The following is a 24,636-nucleotide window of genomic DNA, read 5'->3' as shown; positions in this document are numbered from 1 at the left end:
CAAAACATTAGTTGGCGAATTCATACTTTTGTACAAAAGCCCTGCAAATGTTAAAAAAAGGAACCAAAATGTACAGCATTTTAACAGGAAACTGTCCAAGATGCCACCAGGAGAGCATGTACGAGAAATCCAATCCGTACACACTTTCCAAAATTTTCAGTATGAACGAAAGGTGTTCGCATTGTGGCTTAAAATACAAGATTGAGCCCTCCTTTTTTTACGGTGCCATGTACGTGAGCTACGGTGTGGGCATTGCGTTTGCAGTTGCCGCCTTTGTAATCTCCTTTTTATTTATTGGCACTTCTTTATTGACCACCTTTATTGCTATTGTGGGTACTTTGATTGTTTTTATGCCGGTAATCATCAGGTTATCCAGAAATATTTGGATCAACTTTTTTGTGAAGTATGACCCCACTTCGGTTAAAAAACACGAAGCGGTAAAGAGTTAACCGGAATAATATTTTTTGGTAAACCTTACAATATCCATTTCCGGATCCAAGTCAGTATTCTTTTCAATATAATCGAACAATTGCCTAGAGGCATACGGCCCTATCAACACACCCCTAGAACCAAATCCGTTCAAAACATACAAATTTTGATACTTCGGGTGCCTGCCCACCAAGGGTCTGCGATCAATAACAGTGGGGCGAATGCCCGCTACGTGGTCAACAATCTCAAAATCACATTTTAAAAAGGACTTCAGTTTTTCCAATAGTTCGTTCTTGGACGCTTCGGTAGGTTCATTGGTCTTATCTTTCCACTTGTACGTGGATCCCACCAAATACGTGTCATCTTCCATTGGAATGGTAAAAACCGAGGATTTGATTACATTGTCTTCTTTGTAATTGGGCGCATGGATAATCAATAGCTCGCCTTTGGTCCCATTTAAGGGGAGGTAACCGAAATATGGATTCTGTTTGAGGCCGTAACCGCATGCAAAAACAATGTTCTTGGCGGCAATGGACTTATAAGTGATATGATCTTCTGATATTGAAAGTGAATCAAAATCCAAAGATTCTGATAAGAGTTTGCCTTTTACTTCCAGATAACTTTTGTACGAACGCACTAAGGTACCCGTATCTATTCTTCCTGTATATTTTACTTTGCCAAATCCATGTGGTGCATCAATGGCCGGGTTATTGTTGTGCAGAATTTTGGTTGAAAGGAAATAGTCCAACTCTGGGCGGTCAGCGGCCTCGAACCATAGGTTTTGCTCTTCAATGGATGCAAACTTTCGCAGAACAGGGAGCTGGTAATCTAACTTTTTGCCCAGTTTTTCCTCTAAATTATGATAAAATGGTTTGGCCCCTTGCAACTGTTGCTTGGCTTTCCATGCCATGGTGAACCGTTTTAAGGTTATGGGATTGTATAGGCCACCAGCCACTTGTGAAGCTCTTTGTGATTCGTCCGTGATCACTGTAAAAGCTTTTCCCTCTTTTTCCAAAACTTCGCAGAACGAAATCCCGGCCAACCCTAAACCTACTACTATATAATCCAACATCTTGCAAAATTAGGTATCTGATCGATCAATCAATCATTCCTACTTGAGTTTAATGCAAAAAAACGCCGCACTAGGTGCGGCGTTTTACTGTATTGAATTGGAAATATTCTATGGACTTACTTAATATGCCCACATATCTTGCTCTCTGTCGCGTATACCCTCTTTTATCCTTTGGGATTCCAAGAGCTGGAACAATGCATTATCAAAAATGTAATCGCTTATTTCACGATCTTCGTGAACGTTTTCCTCTTTGTAGATAACTCCGTTGAATCGACGTGCGTTCAACAACATATCAAAGGAAATGGGTCTTGCCGAGTTCCGCTGGTTGTACACCTTGGCATCGTGCAAAATTTGCCTAGCCGCAGGGTACCACACCCAGAACAATTCTACTTTGTTCTGCCCTGGATCAACATTCTCATCATCGATGAAGTTGACATCGGGAGCTACTGGTGCAATTCCCAATAAACGATACTTAAGTTCTCCCTGGCGCTTGTCGAAATACCAGATTCCCTTTATACGGAACTCCTCTATGTCGGCAGCAGTAATATCCCTTTTGTTAATAAACTCCGGGGAAACCTGCTCACCAGCATTTACCTGCTCGTAACCAAGATCGGTGGTATCTACCTTTCTTAAGGTAGCCGAAAGGTCTTCCAACTTTCTTTTTTCGGTAAAGTAGGAGTCTGCATAAACCTCGGTAAGGTTTCCATTTTTAATGTTTTTCATCAAAACATGGTACAGCGACCTTCTATCTGCCCCAATACCTATGGTATCGGTTGGGTAATACAATGGAAAGTTAACTCGTTCGTCAAGATCGATGATTTCCCAAACGGTCTTGGACCATAGGATATCCCTATCATCCACATAACCGTACGCTAAAGGCTCATCGGCATCTTGCTCTATTTGAGCTTGGGTTTTTTTACCTATATCCTCTGGCAACTTGGCATTTAAAATATTTGCCTGTGCCATGATTGATACTGGCAATACGCCCAACAATCCAATTAATAATGCGTTTTTCCAATTCATGATCACTTGTATACTTTTTATACTTCTTAGTTAGTAAGCTCAACCATAACAGGAGATACTTTCTTTAACTTGTAGCTCTTGTTGTTTGTGATGTAAGCTTGGATATCGAATATCTGGACAGACTCGCCTCTACCTGCTCTCGCAAGTACAGATTTGGCTCTGCCATCCAATTTGTTTCCATTTACAACTACGGTAGGCTGACCCGGTACTTTAAACTTAAACTGATTAACAGCTAGGTTCAAGTCAAAGTCGAAATCTTCCAACATTGCACTAACAGTTGCAATTTCAAGGTTTTTCCTTGGCATTTTAATGCTACCTGATTCTCCACGAACGGTACCACTTGGCCTTGGAATATCCTTGATACGGAATTCGGACGAAGTACGGATTCCCTTACCATCGGGCAACGTTCCAGAAGCTGTAATGGTTACAGATCTACCTGTGCCGGGGTTCATTATGTAATTGCTGCCACTTCTTCTGCTCAAACCAGGAGCTGAAGCTGAAACCTTATTATCTGGAATACCAGGAATAGAGATGGTCATTGGGTTGGCAACACCACGGTAAACCACGTTCATCTTATCCGCAGAAATTACTGCTGCGTTAGGCATGGAGATGGTTGCAAAAGTGTTGTTCACTTCCACTGGCACCTCTACACCATCTTGCATGTATGTCATGGTTCCTTTAATGGTATGATCCCCTGGGGTACCGGCACTGATCAACATTTTGATACCACCAGCTTCCAATTCATAGTCCTTACCCTCGGTCAATGGTCTTCCGTCCAAAGTCAATTCTGCTTTTACAGGCGTGGAAGTCTTGTCAGTTTTACTAACAATGATCTTACCATCGTACTTTTCCCCTGCGTAGTAAGCGGTTTTTGGAGCGGACAATGCACTTGCAAAGTTGGTCAAGGACACAGCCTCGGTCAATTCACCCTCCAAAAGGGTTTTCAACACTTCTTGTTCCGTGGTTTTGATATCTGCCTGCAACTGGGTCATTTTGGTCAAAGAGGCCACCAATGGGAACCCTTCGTAATGGTAGTTGATCCAATCTTGACGTGTGCCATCTCTCTTCTCAACTTTACCATCTTCATCACCAGTGGCAAAACGGGTTTCAACACCGGTTTTCAAAGATTTGTATTCATCTGGCAAAGCATTGATAACACCTTCACGGTAGGTATTGATCTGATCCATGAACTTTTTTCCTTCTGGGCCCAAATTGTCGCCTTGAAAGAATTTTTGGTCCAAATAATCAGACTTGTCCATAACCACATAGTCTTTGGGATCTTCCAAATCTGCGGTCATTTCTTTTTTCAATCCTTCCAAATAGTTATAGTAATTATCGGAAAGTTGTTTGATCTCTTGAGCATTTTGGTACAATTCTCCGTACTCCTCTTCGTTTTCACTGGCCTTTGTTTCCAAGCTGGCCATAAAACTAGAGTTATTGGAGTCCATATTGGTATTGGAAGTTTCCAGCTTTTCGTTCATAAGTCCGAACGCGGCAAGTACTTCCTTGCTCATATTTAGTGCCAACATCGCGATGAAGATCAAGTACATAAGGTTGATCATCTTCTGACGTGGTGTTTGTTTTCCTCCTGCCATGTTTTTCTAATTAGATTTAATAATTAATTTGATTTGGTTTTGTTTTCTGTTGATTTGAAAACTTCTAATTAGACTTTTCCGCCCATGGCTGTAAGCATACCTCCGTACACTCCGTTCAAAGAAGATAGGTTGGTGGCCAAAGACTCCATTTGGTCTTTCAACGCACCTGCGTTCTGTACAACTTCTTCGTTAATGGAGGCTTGTCTGCTAGCACTTTCCAATTGTACTTTGTACAAACTGTTCAAAGATTCCATTTGAGCTGCTGCGTGAGACAATTCCTCTGAGTACTTTTTAGTGTGCTGAATAGCATCTGTAGTTGGAGTGATGTTCTTGGCAGCACCTTCAAAGCTCTTGATACTTTCTCCAAGGTTGGTAAAAAGTTCAGAATCGATTTTTGCTTCTTTAAGAAGGTTATCCAGTTTTTTGGAAAGCAATCCTTCAGCTTCTTGAGCATCTTTGGCTTGTTGTTTTTTAGAAGCGTCCGCTTGGCCACCGGCCAATTCCGGGTACACCAAAGACCAATCGAATTCATCGTCAACTGGTTCAAATGCAGAGATAGCAAAGATCAATGCTTCGGTAATAAGTCCAACCGCAAGAAGAAGTCCACCTGTAAGGGGCCCGAACTCCCAGTGAAGGATCTTGAACAATGCACCAATAATTACTACCGATGCCCCTAGCCCGTAGGCCATGTTAAACAGCTTTTTTGTTGATTTTGACTGCGCCATAATTCTAGTTTTAATTAAGTTATATAAAAAATAAGTATTTGGTTACTACTCTTACTTGTTTATATAATGTTCTCTCGTGTTTTTTGTTTTATTATAGTCCGCTTCGGCTACCGTTGGTAGAATCTTCCTCTCCCATATAATCCTGGACCGTTCTAAATCCTATGTAACTTCTTGCAGAATCTTGATATTCGTAATCTCTGGTACTTACTTGAAGGAAGTAAGCTACATCTTTCCAAGAACCTCCACGAATCACTTTACGTTTGTTGTCCTGTGAACCAATATTCGGGTTCATCGTGGATAAATATTGGTAAGCACCTGGATCAAAACTGGAGTTTGTCCATTCCGATACATTGCCTGCCATATTGTATAGATTGTATTCGTTAGGCTCAAAGGATTTTGCTTCTACCGTATATAAAGCGGCATCAGCTGCGTAATCGCCACGTTGTGGTTTAAAGTTGGCCATGAAACATCCTGTATCGCTGATCACATACGGACCGCCCCAAGGATATGTCCCGCCTTCGATTCCTCCCCTGGCGGCATATTCCCACTCTGCTTCGGTGGGCAACCTAAATTGGTTCACAAACTGTTTTCCACGACTTTTTTGATCATCGTTCTTAAATTTTGTTCTCCAATTACAGAAGGCTTTGGCCTGCATCCAGTTTACCCCGACAACAGGGTAGTCGCTATAGGCATCGTGCCAAAAGTAATCATTGTGCATTGGCTCATTGTAGCTGTATTCAAAATCTCGAATCCACACAGTGGTATCTGGATAAATTTCAATCTCTTCTTGCTTGATGAAGTCTTTTCTATTGCCAGATCGAGCCCTGGCAGCAGCTTCGATGTCCATCCAGTTGTACTTGTATTTGATTTTGGTAACATCTATGCTCCTAAGACCATTGTAACTCTCTTCTTCTGGTAGATACATGGAATCCATAACCTCTGTATAGTACTCATCTGGGTATTCCGATGTATCCCATATCAGGTCAACATCTTTGTTCAATGCCCTCCCTTCATAATAGTTATCTCCCATGCCCGCATAATTATCGAGCATGTATTTGTCGTAAACGGAAAGTTCGGTAGTGTCGGTGTCCTTAAAACCGTATTCTCCGATACCTTCATCTTCGGGCCCAATACCCAACTCGTCGGCCAAAATGGCCAATCTGGTTCTTACTATGGAATCCTTGACCCACTCCACAAACTGTCGGTACTCACTATTGGTGATTTCCGTATCGTCCATATAAAAGGAACGTACGGTAACCGTTCTTGTGGGAGCATTCAATGTTTTTGCTTGATCCTCATGGGCTTTCCCCATTACAAAGGCGCCTCTGGGAATCAATTCCATTCCATAGGGTTTTTCTGGATGCCATTTTTTTCCCTTTACCCCAACTAGTTCACCTTTTGACCTTGATTTAGAGCCACAACTGGCAAGCAAAAAAACAAGTGCTAGAGATGAAAAGAATAGCTTTCTCATACTTTAGGTTAAATTGTTCGATTCAAGATTTTATAACTGTACTACACAGATTCATTACTCTCAAAACTGATTTTTGAATGAATTATTGTGCAAAAACAATTAATGATCAAAATTTAATTTATTTAGTTCAAGCCTTTTCTGTAGGCTTTGAACCACCTTTCAGGAATGTTCTGGTTGCAAGCATCCAAATAGTCCTCTTCGGTGCAAGGTAATAACGCCACCGAATTTGTTTTAGTATGCTCTGCCAAAATTGTTGGCACTTCTACCCACCACCGTTCTGTGACATGGCTTTTGAAAAAAATCAATTCTTCCGTGTCCGTGGGTACAGTAAACTTTGTGAAGTCTTCGTTCTTTGAACTTGGGTATTCTTTGATCCTGAAGCTTAGGCCCTCAATAAAATACCATATAATCTGGGCAATCATCTGGAATGCCTGGTGCGAGTTCTCCCCTTCGTAAATTCCAAACAGGGAAACTTTGTCGCTAATACCGGCGTAACGGGCAATGGTACATATCTCTCGACCTGTAAAACCATTTGGGGAAAAGTTACTTGTCATACCCATTTCGCTGGCCCGGATAGCCCGCAGGTCCAAGCTTACAATATCACTGCTTCGCAAAACAGGTTCCGCCAGTTCTATATTGGCGGCAATCTCACCTAAGCGATAGGCATCAAAAAAAAGGCGCTCCATTAAATCCTTCTCTTCCTGGGCATTGAAATAACTCTGGTATCCAATGTTTGAAAAATTAAAAAGATTATTGGGCTTATCCGTAATAATTTTGCTCATATAAGAATGTGATGAAATCAATTCATCGTCCTCACCAAAGTCGAACCGACTATCAATGGAGACCAGATTCACCATATTCTTTATTTTATCAAAAGCGCGGTAAGTAGGGAAAGTAATATCCTGGGTAAGACCCAATACTATGGGTATTATGTTTTCCTCAAGTAATCCAGCTACAATTTCCTTTACAACAAAGTAGGTATCCTCCACAGTGTCGCCTTCCTCCACATCCCCTATATCAATAATGGTGGAGTTCCAATTGCCCATCATTAAACGGTAGAGCTGAATACGGACTTCGTCCAAATCCAGTTTTTCTGGTTTTTTCTCAAAGGCATTTCTGGATTCCAATACGCCAAAAATGGCCACATCGGCATGGGCGAATACGGGAAGCCCATCCTTTTCGGTATGCATGTGGATGTTTTTTCCCAATGCTTGTTCTGGCAACAATTCGGAATGTGCCAATACCTTGTCCTTTACCGGAACCAGAAAATCGAAGGCCATACTATTTTTTATTCTTAGCTTTTGCTTTTGACTTGGCTTTTTTCTTTGGTGATTTTTTTTCCAATAGGGCTTGTGCTTCTTCCAAAGTTACTTTTGTGGCGTCCACATCTTTGGAAATTTCAACTTTCACCTTACCTTTTATAATATTGTGTCTTCCCCAACGGGCTTTTTCTATCCTGATTTTTTCTTCGGGCCATTCTTGAACCAGTTTTTCGGCTTCCTTTTTCTTTTTGGCCTCGATCAATTCAGCAATATCGCTTTCGGAAAGATTATCAAAGTCATATTTTTTGTTCACATTGATGAACATACCGTCCCATTTGATAAAGGGACCAAACCTACCTTTACCTTTGGTAACTTCCTTTCCTTCATACGTGGCAATCGGTGCATCGGCCTTTTGTTTTTCCTTGATCAGTTCTATGGCACGGTCCATATCCACATCAAAAGCACTTTCGCCTTTGGCGAGTGAAATAAATTTTTTCCCAAACCGTACATAAGGGCCATAGCGGCCTACATTCGCTTCTACTTCCTCACCTTCGTACACTCCCAATTTTCTTGGGAGCTCAAAAAGCGTCATGGCCTCCTCGAACGTAATGGTTCCAATGGATTGATCAGGCAACAAACTTGCAAATTGTGGTTTTTCCTCATCGTCGACCGTTCCAATTTGTACCATGGGACCAAAACGTCCCAATCTTACGGATACCTGTCTGCCAGATTTTGGGTCTGTTCCCAACACACGCTCTCCGCTTGCCCGTTCGGCATTTTCCTCAACCTTCAACACATTCGGGTGGAAATCCTTGTAGAAATTTTTCATCATTTCCTGCCAATCTTCATCACCAGATGCTATTTCATCAAAATCCTCTTCTACCTGAGCTGTAAAATTGTAATCCAGAATTTGGGTAAAGTGGGTCACCAAAAAATCATTTACTATCATCCCGATATCGGTCGGAACAATCTTCCCTTTCTCAGACCCCACCATTTCGCTTAGCTGGCTATCGGACACTTTTCCACCCTCCAATACCAACTGTGTATACTTGCGCTCGGAACCTTCAACGGTACCTTTTTCCACATATCCCCTATTTTGAATGGTGGATATGGTAGGGGCGTAGGTAGATGGTCGGCCAATGCCCAATTCTTCCAACTTCTTCACCAAAGAAGCTTCTGAATAACGGTAAGGCGGTCTTGAGAATCTTTCTGTGGCCGAAATAAATACATTTTGAAGCGGCTCCCCCACAGCCATGGCCGGTAACATACCTTCTTGTTCCTCCCCATCCTCATCATCAGTTCCTTCCAAGTATACTTTAAGGAATCCATCAAACTTCACCACTTCTCCGTTTGCTGAGAATTCCTCGTTGTGGGTACTTGCCTTTATTTTTACATTGGTGCGCTCCAACTGGGCATCGCTCATTTGCGAGGCCAGGGTACGTTTCCAGATAAGTTCGTATAATTTGGCCTGGTCGCGCTCCAATTGGGGCGACTGCAATTTCATATCGGTTGGGCGAATGGCCTCGTGAGCCTCTTGTGCTCCTTTGGATTTACCCGTAAAGTTTCTGGTTTGACTATACTTTTCGCCATAGTTGTCCAGTATGGCACTTTTGGCGGCGGACAATGCTTCGTTCGAAAGATTCACACTATCTGTTCTCATATAAGTAATGAGACCAGCCTCGTATAGGCGCTGGGCTACCTGCATGGTGCGGCTCACCGAAAAATAGAGTTTTCGCGATGCTTCCTGCTGTAAGGTAGATGTGGTAAATGGCGCCGCTGGTGCTTTTTTGGCCGGTTTTTGGGCCAAATCGGAAACCGAAAAATCCGCACCAATATTCTCTTTTAAAAATGATTCGGCCGCCTCTTTGGTCGGGAATGTTCTGTTCAGCTTGGCTGCAAATGTATTCCCCTCATTGGTTTTGAATTCCGCCTTTATCCTAAAAGATGCTTCGGGCGTAAACCCTTCGATCTCACGTTCACGCTCCACGATCAAGCGTACCGCAACAGATTGAACCCTACCTGCGGAAAGTCCCGGTTTTATTTTTTTCCAAAGTACCGGCGATAGTTCGTAACCCACCAATCGATCCAACACCCTACGTGCTTGCTGTGCATTTACCAAGTTATAATTAATGTCCCTTGGATTTTCAATCGCCTTTTGGATGGCCGATTTTGTGATGGAGTTAAATACGATCCGCTTGGTCTTGTTCTTGTCCAAACCCAACTCTTCTGCCAAGTGCCAAGATATGGCCTCCCCTTCGCGGTCCTCATCACTTGCCAGCCAAATAGTTTCTGCTTTTTTAGCCAAATCCTTAAGCTTTTTTACCAAAGCTTTTTTCTCCTTGTCTACAGTGTATTTTGGCTTAAAATCGTTCTCCACATCTACACCGAGCTCTTTTGAGGGAAGGTCGGCAATGTGCCCAAAACTAGACTCTACTTGAAATTCTTTTCCTAGGAACCGTTCAATGGTCTTAGCTTTAGCGGGGGACTCTACAATAACTAAATTTTTTGGCATGCACTTGGTTTTGTGACAACAAAAGTATATTAAAATTTAAACTTCAGCATTTACAGGATAGGTTTTAGTCTTCAGAACCAAAAAAAATCATCTAGCAAATTCAAAAACCCACATTAATAGCTGATCCATTACAACTCAGGGTGAAATATTTGTTATTTTTATGAAGACTAACTCATAACTCAACTAAAAATGACCAACCGCTACTTGATCATGGTACTTGCCGTACTGTGTTTTTATCCCTCGAACGCTCAACGAAAAAAGAACAAGAACAACGCTCCCCTATACAAGGAATCCCTTTACGATGGAATGAAATGGAGGATGGTGGGCCCACACCGGGGAGGAAGGGCCGGAACCGTTTCAGGTGTAGCCAACGACCCCAACCTATATTATATGGGTACCGCAGGTGGAGGTGTTTGGAGAACTACTGATGCGGGCAATTCTTGGGAATGTATTTCCGATGGCTATTTTGGTGGTTCCATCGGGGCCGTCACCGTTGCCGAATCCGACCCTAATATTATATATGTAGGCGAAGGCGAGCAGACACTAAGAGGAAATGTATCCTCGGGCAAAGGACTTTGGAAAAGTATGGATGCCGGTGAAACCTGGGAATTTATAGGCTTGAAAGATTCCGAACATATTTCCCGAATCCGAGTTCATCCCAAAAATCCGGACATTGTTTACGTAGCCGCCATTGGAAACTTGTGGAAACCGAACGAAACCCGGGGTGTATTCCGTTCTATGGACGGAGGAAAAAATTGGGAAAAAATTCTATACATAAGTGATAAAGCAGGGGCCGGAGACCTGATTATGGACCCGAACAACAGTAGAATCCTCTATGCCGCCACTTGGCAGATGAAACGAAACGGTTATCGCATGGACAGTGGTGGTCCAGATAGCAAAATGTTTAAAAGTACCGACGGTGGCGATACTTGGAAGGATATTTCAGAACATTCAGGATTGCCCGGTTTTCCATGGGGAATTGTAGGGATAACCGTTTCCCCATTGGATTCTGACAGGGTATGGGCCATTATTGAGGCCGAAGACGGGGGCGTTTTCCGCTCAGATGATGCAGGGGCAACTTGGAAAAAAGTCAATGAAAACCGAGGACTAAGACAAAGAGCTTGGTATTACAGTAGAATTTATGCCGACACCCAGAACATTGACAAAGTTTGGGTAATGAACGTGAGCTATGGGGTTTCCACAGATGGAGGAAACACCTTTACACTTAAAACAGCCGGGCATAGTGATCACCATGATCTATGGATCGACCCAAACAACAATCAAAGAATGATCATTGCCGATGACGGAGGCGCACAAATTTCCAATGATGGTGGAAACAACTGGACCACCTATTACAACCAGCCGACCATGCAGTTCTACCGCATTGCGACGGATAGCATTTTTCCTTACAGAATATATGGAGCGCAGCAGGACAATACTGCCTTGCGAGTTTTCCATCGCTCCTCGGGCTCAAGCATCACAGAGGATGACTGGGAACCAACGGCCGGAGGCGAGAGCGCCCACTTGGCACCCGACCCCAAGAACAACCAATTGGTTTATGGGGGAACCTACAAAGGCTACATGAACCGTTTGGACCATACCACCGGTCAAACTATCTCTACAAATATATGGCCCGACAATCCCGCTGGTTCGGGTGCTGAAGTAATGAAGTACCGTTTCAACTGGAACTATCCTTTGACGTTTAGCCGACACGACCCAAACGTACTCTATGCAGGGTCCAACTATTTGCATGCCACTACGGATGGAGGGCAATCATGGAAAACCATCTCACCTGAATTGGCCAGAGGTATACCCGAGACCATTGAATCTTCAGGAGGACCCATTACGCAGGACAACACGGGTGCAGAATTTTATTCCAACGTTTTTGTGATTACTGAATCCATTCTGGAAAAGGGCGTGATTTGGACAGGTAGTGATGATGGGCTCATTCATGTAACTCGTGACAACGGAGTTACTTGGGAAAATGTCACCCCACCAGAATCCATGTCCCCAAAATTGAACATGATCAACTCAATAGATACCAGTCCATTTGATGCTGCCACTACATATGTTGCAGCTACGTCATACAAATTTGGTGACTACACACCTTATTTGTACAAAACGGATGATTATGGAAAAACGTGGAAATTGATTACGGATGGCATCAAGGACAATTACTATACCCGGGTCATTCGTACCGATAAGGTTCGCGAAGGCTTATTGTATGCTGGTACCGAATGGGGCATGTATGTTTCTTTTAATGATGGAGAAAACTGGACACCCTTCCAGTTAAATTTACCTATCACTGCAATACGCGACCTACATGTTAGGGACAATGATTTGATTGCTGCCACCCACGGAAGAGGTTTTTGGATGATTGATGATTTAACACCACTTCACCAGCTTTCGGAAGAAGTTGCAAACAGTGATTTCTATTTGTACAAGCCAGATATGGCATATAGAATGCATCAGGATCGTGCTTGGCGGAAACCCAACACCAAGTTGGTGGGGGAAAATCATCCTGATGGAGCCATCATCAACTATTACCTAAAAAGCTTAAAGGAAACCGATACAGTGACCATGGAAATTTTGGAAACTGATGGCAGTGTCATCCAAAAGTTTTCCAACCATGCCAAACCAGATAGGTTAAATCCGGCCTCAACTCAAAAATTAGAGGTTACCGAAGGAGGCAACAGATTTATCTGGAATATGCGATACCCAGGCTACCAAGAGTTCGAGGGAATGGTGTTCTATTCCTCGCCCAACATTGGACCAAAGGCGGTACCCGGCAATTACAAAACAAGACTCACGGTCAACGGAAAATCTATGGAGCAAGCGTTTGCCATAGTCAAGGATCCAAGGGTATCGCTCAGTCAAAAAGATTTTCAAGATCAATTCGACTTTTTAATGAAGGTACGTGCCCAAGTAAGCCGTGCCAACAATGCCATCATCAATATTAGAAGCATTAAAAGGGATCTGGACTATTTAAAGGAGAAAACCAAGGAAAATGCGGAAATCCAGAAAATGGCCAAGGATTTTGAAACGGAGCTTTCCATAATCGAGAACAACATTCACATGACCAAAAATCAGAGTAGGCAAGATCCATTAAATTATGGTATCCGAATCAATAACAGATTGGCATTTTTGATGGTGGACTCGCAACGTGGCGACCAAAAGCCAACAAAACAAGCCCAGGAGTTTTTTGTGGAGGTGACCAAGGAGCTCGACAAGGAAATCAACGACTTAAATACACTAGTGGAAAAACAAGCCACCTTGATCAATCGGAAAGTGGAAGAGAATCAAATTAAATTGATTTCTACCGAATAGAAGTTTAATACTTGGCAGCAAGTGAAAGCGCCCTTTTTTTAGAGGGCGCTTTTTGTTTATGGCTATTACACATCCATGGAAATTCCCACGGCCTCTTTATAAATAAAGTAGATGGGTATTTTACTGAACATTGCGGTAAATAAAACCCCGACCAAACACAATATTACTCCAAGTTGAGCAACCATTCCGGCCACAAGTATCAAAAGAAATATCATCAACCAGTTTTTATTTCCAAGGGCAAACCCGGCTTTTACAATTTCCATGGCGGTAAGTTCTTTATCAAAAGAAAAAAATGCGGGGAACAAAGACATGGGCACCATTAAATAGATAATACCCAATCCGCAGGCCAATAAACCCAGCAACGATAGCCCGACCATTATCAAAGAAAGAATCAATGCCTTTGACAAATATTCTTTTTTGAAGTAATAAAAATAATCGTCCCTCCCCTGCTCCTTTAAATCATATTTTCTGCAAATCCTTAAAAAAGCAGCGTTCAAACAAATAGCAACGGTCATTACACCAATCATAAATATAGGCATGACCATGGTCATTAACACGGCAAATGCTGGTGGCATTTCCTGTTGGTCGAAAGCATTGGGATCGCTGATACCCATAGCTATCATTGGGAGGTAAATCAGTAAATAAAAAGGAATTATGCTAACAAAAGTCAATAATAAGGTAAGAGACCCTTGTAGCCACACTTTTTTGAACAATTCAAAAGAGTTGTTGAACACGGCCCCAAATTCTATTGGTGCACTTTGTTTTATTCTTTCGGATAGGTTGATAAAATTCATTTTAAAAAAATAGGTTATGTTTTTAGTTTGAAGGTAACACTAACAGGCGATTCCGCAATATCTTCTTAAAAATTACTGCCAAATTGTCACTAAACTGTAATAAGCATTATCTTTGCACCCCATTGAAACATTTATGATCGAGGAAAAAAGCGTGGAAAAAGTAATAGATGAAAGCCAACAAGGGAGCACCTTGTCGCTGGAAAACAACGAAAAGAACGGCCGAAAGCTCTACATAGAAAGCTATGGTTGCCAGATGAACTTTTCCGACAGCGAGATTGTGGCGTCCATATTGGCCAAGGAAGGTTTCAACACCACCCAAAACTTGGATGATGCCGATCTCGTTTTGGTAAACACCTGCTCCATTCGCGAAAAGGCCGAACAAACCGTTCGCAAGCGACTGGAGAAGTTCAATGCCGTAAAAAGAACCAAACCCAACATGAAGGTTGGGGTACTGGGCTGTATGGCCGAGCGATTGAAAAGTAAATTCCTGGAAGAGGAAAAAATTGTGGACATGGTCGTGGGGCCCGATGCCTATAAAGACCTGCCCAACCTTATCCAAGAAATTGATGAAGGTAGAAATGCCGTAAACGTTATCCTTTCCAAAGACGAAACCTATGGCGATGTAGCGCCTGTCCGATTGAACACCAACGGTGTCTCTGCTTTTGTTTCCATTACACGTGGCTGCGACAACATGTGCACGTTCTGTGTAGTGCCTTTTACCAGAGGAAGGGAACGTAGTCGTGACCCACAATCCATTTTAGAGGAAGTGAACGACCTTTGGGAAAGAGGATTCAAGGAAATTACCCTTTTGGGCCAGAATGTGGACAGCTACCTTTGGTATGGTGGTGGATTGAAAAAGGATTTCGACAAGGCTACGGACATGCAAAAAGCCACTTCCGTAAACTTTGCAGGGTTGTTGGAACTTGTGGCACAGGCACAGCCAAAGATGCGTATCCGTTTTTCCACATCCAACCCACAGGATATGACTTTGGACGTGATCGAGACCATGGCAAAATACAGAAATATCTGCAAGTACATTCACTTGCCCGTGCAAAGTGGAAGCAACCGTATTCTAAAAGCCATGAACCGTCTGCACACTCGTGAGGAGTATTTTGAATTGATTGATAACATCAAAAAAATAATCCCTGATTGCGCCATCAGTCAAGATATGATAACCGGGTTCCCTACGGAAACGGAAGAAGACCATCAGGACACCTTGAGTTTGATGGAATACGTGAAGTACGATTTTGGTTTTATGTTCGCTTATTCCGAAAGACCCGGAACTTTGGCCGAACGTAAAATGGAGGACGATATTCCCGAGACCATCAAAAAAAGACGTCTTACGGAGATCATCGAACTGCAGCAAAAGCATAGCCATTATCGCACGCAAGAGCATTTGGGCAAGATCGAGGAAGTGCTCATCGAGGGAACTTCCAAAAAATCGGACGCCCACTGGATGGGACGAAACTCCCAGAATACCGTTGTGGTTTTTCCAAAGGAAAATTATAAAGTAGGGGATTTTGTCAACGTCAAAATCAACGAATGTACCTCCGCTACCCTTATCGGTGAGGCAGTAGGTTTAAGCTAAGTGAAAAACATGCCGAAAAGCAAAAAAATAAACGTTAAGGGAATTGATATTGTATTGTACGAGCAAAACAATAACGATTTTATTTCCCTAACCGATATCGCCCGGCACAAAGACCCCCATCATACCGACGACATTATTAAAAACTGGATGAGGAATCGAAACACGATTGAGCTTTTGGGCTTTTGGGAAAGTATTTATAACCCCAATTTTAAACCCGTCGAATTCGACGGGTTTAAAAAGCAAGCAGGGCTTAACAGTTTTGTAATGACCCCAAAACGTTGGATTGAAAACACGAATGCAATTGGCATTGTTTCAAAGGCCGGAAGGTATGGCGGCACCTTTGCCCATAAAGATATAGCTTTGGAATTTGCTTCTTGGATTTCCATAGAGTTTAAGCTCTATGTCATCAAAGAATTTCAACGCTTGAAAGATGATGAAAACAATCGCCTAAAATTAGAATGGGACCTACAGCGGGCCATTTCCAAAATCAATTATCAAATCCACACAGATGCAATAAAGGAAAACCTGATTCCAAAAGAAATTACCAAGAAGCAAGCCAATTTTGTATATGCCACTGAGGCCGATTTACTCAATACCGCTCTTTTTGGAACAACTGCAAAGGAATGGAGACAAGAAAACCCTAACAAAAAAGGAAATATACGAGATTTTGCCACTTTGGAACAATTGGTCGTTTTAAGCAACATAGAAAGCATTAACGCTTTACTTATTGAGCAAAACCTTCCTCAGAGCGAAAGACTGATCCAACTCAATAAAGTTGCAATTACCCAAATGAAATCCTTAACTGAAAATACCACTATCAAAAAATTAAGATAAGTTCACTTAACCCTATGGAATCAGTCCAAAGCATAAAACAACGGTTCGAGATCATCGGGAACGATGTGAAACTCAACCGCGCCATAGAAAAGGCCATACAAGTAGCTCCGACCGATATTTCGGTATTGGTAACAGGTGAAAGCGGTGTGGGAAAGGAATCCATTCCCAAGATCATTCACTCGCTTTCCCATCGCAAGCACGCCAAGTACATTGCGGTTAACTGCGGTGCCATCCCCGAGGGAACTATTGACAGTGAACTCTTCGGGCATGAAAAAGGTGCCTTTACCGGAGCCACCCAGACCCGTAGTGGTTATTTTGAGGTAGCCGATGGCGGCACCATATTTTTGGACGAGGTTGGCGAACTTCCATTGACCACCCAAGTTCGATTGCTTCGGGTCTTGGAAAATGGCGAGTTTCTTAAAGTGGGGTCCTCACAGGTACAAAAAACCGATGTTAGGATTGTAGCAGCGACCAACATCAATATGTTCGAAGCCATAAAGAAGGAAAAATTCAGGGAAGACCTCTATTATAGATTGAGTACGGTGGAAATCAATCTACCGCCGCTACGCGATAGACGGGACGACATCCATTTATTGTTCCGAAAATTTGCATCCGATTTTGGACAGAAGTATAAAATGCCCACGATCCGACTGGAAGATGATGCCATAAATCTTCTTTTAAAATATCGTTGGCCCGGAAACATTCGCCAATTACGGAACATTGCAGAACAAATTTCCGTACTGGAAGAAGACCGAAACATTTCGGCCGCAACCTTTAAAAGTTACTTGCCCGATTCGAGCGGTTCCAATTTGCCAGCCGTTGTGGAACAAGCCAAAAAAGAAGGGGACTTTAGTAACGAACGCGAAATCCTGTACAAAGTCCTCTTTGACATGAAGAGCGACCTGAACGATCTTAAAAAATTGACCCTGGAACTTTTAAAGGACGATGATTCCAATAAAGTACAACGAGAAAATGAGGGATTGATCCGTAAAATATACGGCAATGAAGGGCAGGAAGAAGATATAGAACACGAAGAGACCCCTGCTGAGCTATTGCATTTGCCCGAGCCCGTTTTGGAACCAACAACACCAACGCCATCGCTACAACCTCCAGAGGACAGATATCATTTTGCGGAGGAAATCGAAGAGGAAGAAACCCTATCTTTACAAGAAAAAGAAATCGAGCTGATCAAAAAATCCTTGGAGCGAAACAAGGGAAAACGTAAGGCCGCAGCTGCCGAGCTTGGTATTTCGGAGAGGACGCTCTACAGAAAAATAAAGCAGTACGATCTATAATCAAGATCAAAAAGTCTGAAAACAATGATAAAAAAAAATAGTGTAAAAGTTGGATTGCTTGGACTCGTCCTTTTTTTACAGAGTTGCGGAGCTTATAACTTCTCCGGTGCCGATATTGGAACTGCGGAAAGTTTCCAAGTAAATTTTTTCCAGAATTACGCGGATCAAACACCCGGTTCAGTTATTGTACCGGGATTAGGAAGGGATTTTACCTTGGCGCTGCAAGACATGATCAATAATCTTACCAGCCTATCCCTCACTGGTAGTAATGGCGATTTATTATATGAAGGGGAAATCGTGGAATATAAGGTTGTGCCCATGACGGCCACGGCCGACCAGCGTACTGCACAGAACCGATTGACCATGAGCGTGAATGTTCGGTTTTACAACACAACTAAGGAAGATGCCGATTTTGAAAAGAGGTTTTCCTTTTTTTACGATTTTGATGCTGCAGCTCCTTTACCATCAGTACAAGCAGCGGCCCATGAAGAAATTTTTGAACGACTTACCCAGGATATTTTTAATGCATCCTTGGGAAATTGGTAATAGTATATGAACGTTTCAGATTTTATTCATATTCTTCAAAATTCGAATGCCATCCTATCTCCCAAACAAACTAGGGAATTGGAAGGCATTATCGAGGAATACCCCTATTTTCAGGCTGCTCGTGCCTTGCATTTAAAGGGACTTAAAAATCTGGATAGCTACAAATACAATAGTGCTTTAAAAGTAACCGCCGCCCACACAGCGGACAGGGATGTACTCTTTGATTATATCACTTCAAAAGAATTCATCCAGAACAATATTGCAGATGCCATTGCCGGAAGGGGTTCTAAACTTGAGGACCAAGAAGCCGTTTCGGAAGAAATACGGCCCAATCCAAATGCGGCGAGTATGCTTTCGGAATCCAACGAACCTGCCCTTCCCCAAAATTTAAACGACGCAGAGCAAATTCTGAATCCAGAACTTTTCAAATCAAAAACCCCTGAAAAGCAAGCTGAAAAAGTTGAGGAAACCAAAAAGGAACCGAATACCGATTTAAATCTTGGCAAACCCATCCCGTTCACCAAAAAGGAAAAACACTCCTTTACCGAATGGCTTCAATTGACCTCAACCTCAGAAGAACCATCAGAAGAAAAGGAGAACAATGTAGACCATCAGGAAAAAAATGTGATGGACGAACTGGAGCGTAAAAAGAAATTTGAACTCCTGGATAAGTTTATCGAGAACAACCCCAAAATAGTTCCAAAGGAAAACAACCCAAAAGTCAATATAAAAGAGTCAACCAAAATCAACCAAAACGAGTTGATGACAGAGACCTTGGCCAAGGTTTATCTTGAACAGAAAAAGTATAAAAAAGCCATTCAAGCGTTTAAAATATTGAGTTTGAAATATCCAGAAAAAAGTGGTTTCTTTGCAGATCAAATTCAGGCAGTGAAGAAACTGCAACAAGAAAAAGATAAGAAATGAGCACGTTTTCAATTTTTTTGGTACTGATAATTATCGTGTGCCTTTTGTTGGTCTTGGTCATTATGGTCCAGAACCCAAAAGGAGGTGGTTTGTCCTCATCCTTTGGAGGAAGCGGCAACCAAGTTGTTGGTGGTGTAAAGAAGACGGGGGACTTTTTGGATAAAAGTACTTGGACCCTTGCCACATTATTGATTGTTTTGATTTTGCTTTCCAATGTTTCCTTAAAAGGAAATTATAGCCAAGCAGATTCCAAACTACTTCAAGGCGACGATACGGAAATACCTGAAACAGTTCCAGAGGAAGTACCCGAACAACTTCCACCTGCCGACACAACAAGTCCAGTGGACACTATTGGATAACAAAAAGTGACAAAGCATAGAAAAATGCCAGCTTGAAATGACAAGCTGGCATTTTTGTTTTCCAGAATGTCAGTTTTTAAGCATTGGCACAATTTCTGTCCTTTACGTTCAAGAATTTTTAAAACAAACACCTAAATAATTAAAATATGGCTAAAGTAAATATCAAACCATTGGCAGACAGGGTTTTGATCGAGCCTCTACAGGCCGAGACAAAAACTGCCTCCGGTATCATCATCCCGGACAACGCTAAAGAAAAACCACAAAAAGGAACTGTTGTGGCCGTTGGACCTGGAACCAAGGACGAAAAAGTGACCGTTAAAGTAGGCGACACCGTTCTTTATGGAAAATATGCCGGTACCGAACTTAAGTTCGATGGCACCGATTATTTGATGATGCGCGAAAGCGATATTTTGGCAATAGTGTAACGCAAAATTCCAAAAACCAATAATCAAAATCCAAAGCAATCCCTATCAATACTTCCAGCATGGAATTTGGGAATTGAGTTTTGGAAATTAATTTTTTCAACTAAAAAATTTAAAAATGGCAAAAGATATTAAATTTGATATAGATGCACGTGACGGACTGAAACGAGGCGTTGACAAATTGGCCGAGGCCGTTAAGGTAACCTTGGGGCCAAAAGGCAGAAACGTAATCATCAGCAAGTCCTTTGGAGCACCACAAGTAACCAAAGATGGTGTATCCGTTGCAAAAGAAATTGAATTGGAAGACGCCCTGGAGGATATGGGCGCACAAATGGTGAAGGAAGTTGCTTCCAAAACCAACGACCAAGCGGGTGATGGTACCACTACCGCAACCGTATTGGCACAGGCCATTGTAAAAGAAGGCCTTAAAAACGTTGCCGCTGGAGCAAATCCCATGGATTTAAAACGCGGAATCGACAAAGCTGTCGAAGCTTTGGTGGCCGACTTGGAAAAACAAGCCAAAAAAGTGGGCAACGATTCCGACAAGATCAAGCAAGTTGCTTCTATTTCCGCAAATAACGATCAAGCTATCGGTGACCTTATCGCCAAAGCATTCGCCAAAGTTGGAAACGAAGGTGTAATCACCGTTGAAGAAGCAAAAGGTACCGACACTTATGTTGATGTTGTAGAAGGTATGCAGTTTGACAGAGGATACCTTTCTCCCTACTTCGTGACCGATACGGATAAAATGATTGCTGATTTGGAGAACCCTTACATTCTTCTTTTTGACAAGAAAATCTCTAACCTTCAGGAAATCCTTCCTATCCTTGAGCCAGTAGCACAATCTGGAAGACCTCTTTTGATTATCGCTGAAGATGTAGAAGGGCAAGCCCTAGCTACTTTGGTAGTGAACAAATTGAGAGGTGGACTTAAGATTGCCGCTGTAAAAGCGCCAGGTTTTGGTGACAGAAGAAAAGCCATGTTGGAAGACATCGCTATCCTAACCGGTGGAACCGTAATCTCTGAAGAAAGAGGATTCTCTTTGGAAAACGCTTCTTTGGATATGTTGGGTACTGCTGAAACTGTAACCATTGACAAAGACAATACTACAATTGTAAACGGTAGCGGAAATGCAGATGACATCAAAGCTAGGGTAAACCAGATCAAAGCTCAAATCGAGACTACAACATCCGATTACGACAAAGAGAAACTTCAGGAGCGTTTGGCCAAATTGGCCGGTGGTGTTGCCGTACTATACGTAGGTGCAGCCTCCGAAGTGGAAATGAAAGAGAAAAAAGACCGTGTGGATGATGCCTTGCACGCAACCCGTGCCGCTGTAGAAGAAGGTATTGTTGCCGGTGGTGGTGTTGCCTTGGTAAGAGCCAAAAAGGTCCTTGAAAAATTGGCGACCGAATCTTTGGATGAAACCACAGGTGTACAAATTGTGGCCAAAGCCATTGAAGCTCCTTTGCGTACCATCGTAGAGAATGCCGGTGGCGAAGGTTCCGTGGTTATCGCCAAAGTATTGGAAGGTAAAAAAGACTTCGGTTATGATGCCAAGTCCGACCAATATGTGGATATGCTCAAAACAGGAATCATTGATCCTAAAAAAGTAACCCGTATTGCCTTGGAAAACGCAGCATCTGTTTCAGGTATGATCTTGACCACAGAGTGTGCATTGACCGATATTAAGGAAGATGCCCCTGCAATGCCTCCAATGGGAGGTGGCGGTGGAATGCCAGGCATGATGTAACAACATCCCATTCGGATTAAAAATAGGAACGCCCTGATTTTCATCGGGGCGTTTTCTTTTTCTTTTCTGTTGTACGGTTCTCTGGGAGAACCTAAAACCACAAGTTACTTCTTCTTACCAGTAGCTTGGGCAGTCTTCTTTGCAACAGGCTTTACTGTTTTTGCAGGAGATGACTTTCCGTTTGACTTTGCTTGTTTCATCAGTCAATAATTTAAATGTTGAAGTAAATGTATTTCAGTTTTGAATCCGAAAATTTTATTTGGCTAAAAATTAACTAAAACAGCTAGTCGATTGTTCCCACCACGCTACCACATGTCAGCATAGCATCCCCATAGTAGGGATTTCGTATTTCTTCCTCCAAGCTGAGCCAATTGGCTCCATTATCATTATTAGCCATGGGGCAGTGCTGTACATACAGTTTTGTCTCCAGCATATTCATTTGTTGTGCTATCTGAATTATATTTTGAGAAAGTTGCACAAAATCATCACGTTGGTTCTTTAAATTGTTTTTTGAAGCAATATTAGCTAATTGTCCCTCTAGTCTAGACATATGACTCTTACCCATATCTCCCATTGGCAAGTCGCTTATTTTTGAAGCAACTTCTGCCCCTTTCTGCGCTAACATTTGTGTTTGTTCTTCGTCTGATGCAACCAAGGCATCTTTCAAATTCAGATATATCTCCAATAGGTCACCAAATGTATCTTGTGCCTCGTCCGAAAATTCCATTTTCATTTTGGTGAGCATATTGGATTTACCTGTTTGATTCATCATGGATTTTTTGCCCTGCAATTGAGCCGCAGCATCAACCGTAAAAGTACCTTTGGCAACTACCAAGTCTCCCGGTTTCAAGCCCGAATTGATCACATAACTGCCATTTCTCAAATTTCCGAGCTCCACCTCGCGCATTTCAAAAATGGCATTGTCTGGATTTGGCTGTACATAGACCAAGGAACGCTTTCCCGTCCACAAAACCGCACTTTCCGGTATGGTCAACGATTCATTTTGATTGTTTGAAACCTCAACTTCGGCCTGCACAAACATCCCTGGTTTTAAAAGTCCTTGTTTGTTGTCCAGTTCGGCACGAACCTCCAACGTCCTCGTTTTGTTGTTCAATAACGGGGCAACAAAGGAAACTTTGGCAGGGAACGTTTCATTGGGGTATGATTTGGTGGTCACGTTCAACGTTTGCCCTTCCTTAAACAAGCTCAATTGGTTTTCATACGCATCAAAAATAGCCCAAACCGAATTCAAATTGGCTACTTTCAACAAAGGTGAACCCGTTTTGATGTAATCGCCTTCCTCTACCATAATTTCGGAGATTACACCGCTTACATTGGAGTACACCGGAAAATTTTCAAGTACTTGTCCAGAGCTTTCAATTTGGTTGATTTGTGCTTCGGACAATTTCCAAAGCTTTAATTTATTCCGAACGGCCTTATACAATTGCGGTTGGGATTCCTTTAAATTGGACGCCGTCAACAGTTCTTGTTGAGCCGAAACCAAAGCTGGAGCATAAATCGTGGCCAATTTTTGGCCTTTGCGCACCGTTTCGCCTTCAAAATTGATGTAAATGTTTTCAATCCTCCCATCAAAATAAGCGGATTGTACCGCATCCGACTCTTGGTTGACAGCTACTTTGCCCGAAATTTTAACTTGGTTGTCCCCATCAGCCCCGGAACCTACCATAACGGTTTCCACACCAGCCAAAACCATCGCGTTCTCAGTCATTTTTATTTGATTTGCCATCAGTCCCTCTCCGCTACTTTCTGCTGGAATAAGGTCCATGCCACAAATGGGACACGACCCCGACTCTGGTTGCATAATTTGTGGGTGCATGGAACAGGTCCACATGTCGCCCGAAGCAATTTCCGTGCTATGGTCATGCTCCGCTCCGTTTGTCGCATCGGTACTATTTCCAAATATGAGATATCCTATCAATAGTCCTGTAATTACTGCAATTCCGAAGTATATGATGTTTTCCTTTTTCATGTGTTTATTTTTTTCTTTTTACAACTTTTCTCATCGTTGGCGACGAGGTAAACCAAAGCAAAAATCCGCTCAACACGGTAATCAACCCCAAAAGGGAAAATGCCCGAAGCAAAGTGGTATTAAAATCATCACGACTTTCATAATCCATCGTGTGGGTCATCCAAAGAAAATCGAACCACCTCCAATTCCGATGTCGCACCGTTTGAAACGAACCATCGGCCACCGAAACGTAGGCCTTAATATTTTCCGGTGAATCATACGTAATCACATAAGCAGGCAATTTCTTTTCCCGATACTCGTGATGCTTATCGGTCTCATGGATCACCTCAACCCCTTTAACATTTAATTCTGGTGACATTTGGCGCTCCGCAACAGCTAGAGCTTCTAATTCCGAAACACCTTCTTTTAAGTTGCCGCTTTTCGCATCAACCAAAAATTCATTGTTAATCCAGTAGTAGGGTTTGCCAGCTATTTCCTTAAGGCTCAACGAACTTATTTTAGATGGAATATTGATTTGTGAAAGCCCAATGAGTCCATCAAATGCAACGGGTTCATAATCCATGTTCCTGAAATGGTCCCCATGGATTTCATCAATATCGGTCCAGCTGAAGTAGAGTCCACTGGCTGTCCACATGATGAATTGAATGCCCAAAAATATTCCCAAATACCTATGGGCTTTTCTAATCTTAACCGCTGTTGTTCGTTTTACCATTTT

20 protein-coding genes are annotated in these 24,636 nt (G+C 42.4%); 10 read left to right on the top strand and 10 right to left on the bottom strand.

Features of this window, described 5'->3' with window-relative positions; all coding sequences use genetic code 11:
• Positions 1-47: 47 nt before the first annotated feature.
• Positions 48-449, top strand: coding sequence for a DUF983 domain-containing protein (locus AC13CS_RS17765; RefSeq protein ID WP_163626609.1), 402 nt, complete (start codon positions 48-50; stop codon positions 447-449).
• Here AC13CS_RS17765 and AC13CS_RS17760 read toward each other — a convergent pair.
• From AC13CS_RS17760 to topA, 7 genes are all read right to left on the bottom strand, one after another.
• Positions 446-1,501 (bottom strand): NAD(P)/FAD-dependent oxidoreductase, encoded by a 1,056-nt coding sequence (locus tag AC13CS_RS17760; protein ID WP_482889067.1) that lies wholly within the window; start codon positions 1,499-1,501, stop codon positions 446-448. The genes AC13CS_RS17765 and AC13CS_RS17760 overlap by 4 nt on opposite strands.
• 120 nt (positions 1,502-1,621) lie before the next feature.
• The gene (gene porN, locus AC13CS_RS17755) at positions 1,622-2,524 is read right to left on the bottom strand and encodes a type IX secretion system ring subunit PorN/GldN (protein ID WP_482889066.1); all 903 of its coding nucleotides are present in this window, start codon (positions 2,522-2,524) and stop codon (positions 1,622-1,624) included.
• Between the two features lie 26 nt (positions 2,525-2,550).
• Positions 2,551-4,119 carry a type IX secretion system motor protein PorM/GldM gene (gene porM, locus AC13CS_RS17750; RefSeq protein WP_482889065.1) on the bottom strand — a complete coding sequence of 523 codons (1,569 nt, stop codon included), beginning with the start codon at positions 4,117-4,119 and terminating at the stop codon, positions 2,551-2,553.
• Positions 4,120-4,187: 68 nt separating this feature from the next.
• The gene (gene porL, locus AC13CS_RS17745) at positions 4,188-4,844 is read right to left on the bottom strand and encodes a type IX secretion system motor protein PorL/GldL (RefSeq protein ID WP_293165342.1); all 657 of its coding nucleotides are present in this window, start codon (positions 4,842-4,844) and stop codon (positions 4,188-4,190) included.
• A 91-nt stretch (positions 4,845-4,935) separates the two neighbouring features.
• Positions 4,936-6,315, bottom strand: coding sequence for a T9SS ring complex lipoprotein PorK/GldK (gene porK, locus AC13CS_RS17740; protein ID WP_482889064.1), 1,380 nt, complete (start codon positions 6,313-6,315; stop codon positions 4,936-4,938).
• A 122-nt stretch (positions 6,316-6,437) separates the two neighbouring features.
• A complete protein-coding gene (locus tag AC13CS_RS17735) occupies positions 6,438-7,595 on the bottom strand; it encodes a formimidoylglutamase (protein WP_293165346.1) in 1,158 nt (385 codons plus the stop codon).
• Position 7,596: 1 nt separating this feature from the next.
• Complete coding sequence (topA, locus tag AC13CS_RS17730) at positions 7,597-10,089, bottom strand: type I DNA topoisomerase (protein WP_482889063.1); 2,493 nt, start codon at positions 10,087-10,089, stop codon at positions 7,597-7,599.
• 189 nt (positions 10,090-10,278) lie between these two features.
• Between topA and AC13CS_RS17725 the strand changes: the two genes are divergently transcribed.
• Positions 10,279-13,416 carry a WD40/YVTN/BNR-like repeat-containing protein gene (locus AC13CS_RS17725; protein WP_482889062.1) on the top strand — a complete coding sequence of 1,046 codons (3,138 nt, stop codon included), beginning with the start codon at positions 10,279-10,281 and terminating at the stop codon, positions 13,414-13,416.
• Between the two features lie 65 nt (positions 13,417-13,481).
• Here AC13CS_RS17725 and AC13CS_RS17720 read toward each other — a convergent pair whose 3' ends face one another.
• A complete protein-coding gene (locus AC13CS_RS17720) occupies positions 13,482-14,210 on the bottom strand; it encodes a hypothetical protein (protein WP_482889061.1) in 729 nt (242 codons plus the stop codon).
• A 151-nt stretch (positions 14,211-14,361) separates the two neighbouring features.
• Here AC13CS_RS17720 and miaB point away from each other — a divergent pair, with 151 nt between their 5' ends.
• From miaB to groL, 8 genes are all read left to right on the top strand, one after another.
• Entirely contained in the window at positions 14,362-15,798 is a 1,437-nt protein-coding gene (gene miaB / locus AC13CS_RS17715; RefSeq protein ID WP_482889100.1) for a tRNA (N6-isopentenyl adenosine(37)-C2)-methylthiotransferase MiaB, read from the top strand.
• 9 nt (positions 15,799-15,807) lie between these two features.
• Positions 15,808-16,632 (top strand): KilA-N domain-containing protein, encoded by an 825-nt coding sequence (locus tag AC13CS_RS17710; RefSeq protein ID WP_482889060.1) that lies wholly within the window; start codon positions 15,808-15,810, stop codon positions 16,630-16,632.
• Positions 16,633-16,646: 14 nt separating this feature from the next.
• Positions 16,647-17,927, top strand: a complete 1,281-nt coding sequence (locus AC13CS_RS17705) for a sigma-54 interaction domain-containing protein (protein WP_482889058.1) — start codon at positions 16,647-16,649, stop codon at positions 17,925-17,927.
• Between the two features lie 24 nt (positions 17,928-17,951).
• On the top strand, positions 17,952-18,473 hold the full coding sequence (locus AC13CS_RS17700; protein ID WP_482889057.1) for an LptE family protein: 522 nt from the start codon (positions 17,952-17,954) through the stop codon (positions 18,471-18,473).
• Between the two features lie 6 nt (positions 18,474-18,479).
• The gene (locus AC13CS_RS17695; protein ID WP_163626621.1) at positions 18,480-19,397 is read left to right on the top strand and encodes a hypothetical protein; all 918 of its coding nucleotides are present in this window, start codon (positions 18,480-18,482) and stop codon (positions 19,395-19,397) included.
• The gene (gene secG, locus AC13CS_RS17690; protein ID WP_482889056.1) at positions 19,394-19,756 is read left to right on the top strand and encodes a preprotein translocase subunit SecG; all 363 of its coding nucleotides are present in this window, start codon (positions 19,394-19,396) and stop codon (positions 19,754-19,756) included. Before AC13CS_RS17695 ends, secG begins: the two co-directional genes overlap by 4 nt.
• Before the next feature lie 146 nt (positions 19,757-19,902).
• A complete protein-coding gene (locus tag AC13CS_RS17685) occupies positions 19,903-20,181 on the top strand; it encodes a co-chaperone GroES (RefSeq protein WP_014032184.1) in 279 nt (92 codons plus the stop codon).
• 115 nt (positions 20,182-20,296) lie between these two features.
• Complete coding sequence (gene groL / locus AC13CS_RS17680) at positions 20,297-21,931, top strand: chaperonin GroEL (protein ID WP_482876724.1); 1,635 nt, start codon at positions 20,297-20,299, stop codon at positions 21,929-21,931.
• 283 nt (positions 21,932-22,214) lie between these two features.
• Here groL and AC13CS_RS17675 read toward each other — a convergent pair whose 3' ends face one another.
• Both AC13CS_RS17675 and AC13CS_RS17670 read right to left on the bottom strand, forming a co-directional pair.
• Entirely contained in the window at positions 22,215-23,921 is a 1,707-nt protein-coding gene (locus tag AC13CS_RS17675) for an efflux RND transporter periplasmic adaptor subunit (RefSeq protein WP_482889055.1), read from the bottom strand.
• A gap of 4 nt (positions 23,922-23,925) precedes the next feature.
• A complete protein-coding gene (locus AC13CS_RS17670) occupies positions 23,926-24,633 on the bottom strand; it encodes a hypothetical protein (RefSeq protein WP_482889054.1) in 708 nt (235 codons plus the stop codon).
• Positions 24,634-24,636 lie beyond the last annotated feature (3 nt).

The sequence above is a fragment of the Flagellimonas sp. B-3 genome (assembly GCF_056857835.1).
The sequence above is the reverse complement of the archived record's forward strand: the minus strand, read 5'-3'. Positions and strand labels throughout refer to the sequence as shown.

Bases quoted from the DNA above. Each gene is read 5' to 3' on its own strand.
- AC13CS_RS17765 (WP_163626609.1), top strand. From the start codon at position 48: ATGTTAAAAAAAGGAACCAAAATGTACAGCATTTTAACAGGAAACTGT.
- AC13CS_RS17760 (WP_482889067.1), bottom strand. From the start codon at position 1,501: ATGTTGGATTATATAGTAGTAGGTTTAGGGTTGGCCGGGATTTCGTTC.
- porN (WP_482889066.1), bottom strand. From the start codon at position 2,524: ATGAATTGGAAAAACGCATTATTAATTGGATTGTTGGGCGTATTGCCA.
- porM (WP_482889065.1), bottom strand. From the start codon at position 4,119: ATGGCAGGAGGAAAACAAACACCACGTCAGAAGATGATCAACCTTATG.
- porL (WP_293165342.1), bottom strand. From the start codon at position 4,844: ATGGCGCAGTCAAAATCAACAAAAAAGCTGTTTAACATGGCCTACGGG.
- porK (WP_482889064.1), bottom strand. From the start codon at position 6,315: ATGAGAAAGCTATTCTTTTCATCTCTAGCACTTGTTTTTTTGCTTGCC.
- AC13CS_RS17735 (WP_293165346.1), bottom strand. From the start codon at position 7,595: ATGGCCTTCGATTTTCTGGTTCCGGTAAAGGACAAGGTATTGGCACAT.
- topA (WP_482889063.1), bottom strand. From the start codon at position 10,089: ATGCCAAAAAATTTAGTTATTGTAGAGTCCCCCGCTAAAGCTAAGACC.
- AC13CS_RS17725 (WP_482889062.1), top strand. From the start codon at position 10,279: ATGACCAACCGCTACTTGATCATGGTACTTGCCGTACTGTGTTTTTAT.
- AC13CS_RS17720 (WP_482889061.1), bottom strand. From the start codon at position 14,210: ATGAATTTTATCAACCTATCCGAAAGAATAAAACAAAGTGCACCAATA.
- AC13CS_RS17710 (WP_482889060.1), top strand. From the start codon at position 15,808: ATGCCGAAAAGCAAAAAAATAAACGTTAAGGGAATTGATATTGTATTG.
- AC13CS_RS17705 (WP_482889058.1), top strand. From the start codon at position 16,647: ATGGAATCAGTCCAAAGCATAAAACAACGGTTCGAGATCATCGGGAAC.
- AC13CS_RS17700 (WP_482889057.1), top strand. From the start codon at position 17,952: ATGATAAAAAAAAATAGTGTAAAAGTTGGATTGCTTGGACTCGTCCTT.
- AC13CS_RS17695 (WP_163626621.1), top strand. From the start codon at position 18,480: ATGAACGTTTCAGATTTTATTCATATTCTTCAAAATTCGAATGCCATC.
- secG (WP_482889056.1), top strand. From the start codon at position 19,394: ATGAGCACGTTTTCAATTTTTTTGGTACTGATAATTATCGTGTGCCTT.
- AC13CS_RS17685 (WP_014032184.1), top strand. From the start codon at position 19,903: ATGGCTAAAGTAAATATCAAACCATTGGCAGACAGGGTTTTGATCGAG.
- groL (WP_482876724.1), top strand. From the start codon at position 20,297: ATGGCAAAAGATATTAAATTTGATATAGATGCACGTGACGGACTGAAA.
- AC13CS_RS17675 (WP_482889055.1), bottom strand. From the start codon at position 23,921: ATGAAAAAGGAAAACATCATATACTTCGGAATTGCAGTAATTACAGGA.
- AC13CS_RS17670 (WP_482889054.1), bottom strand. From the start codon at position 24,633: ATGGTAAAACGAACAACAGCGGTTAAGATTAGAAAAGCCCATAGGTAT.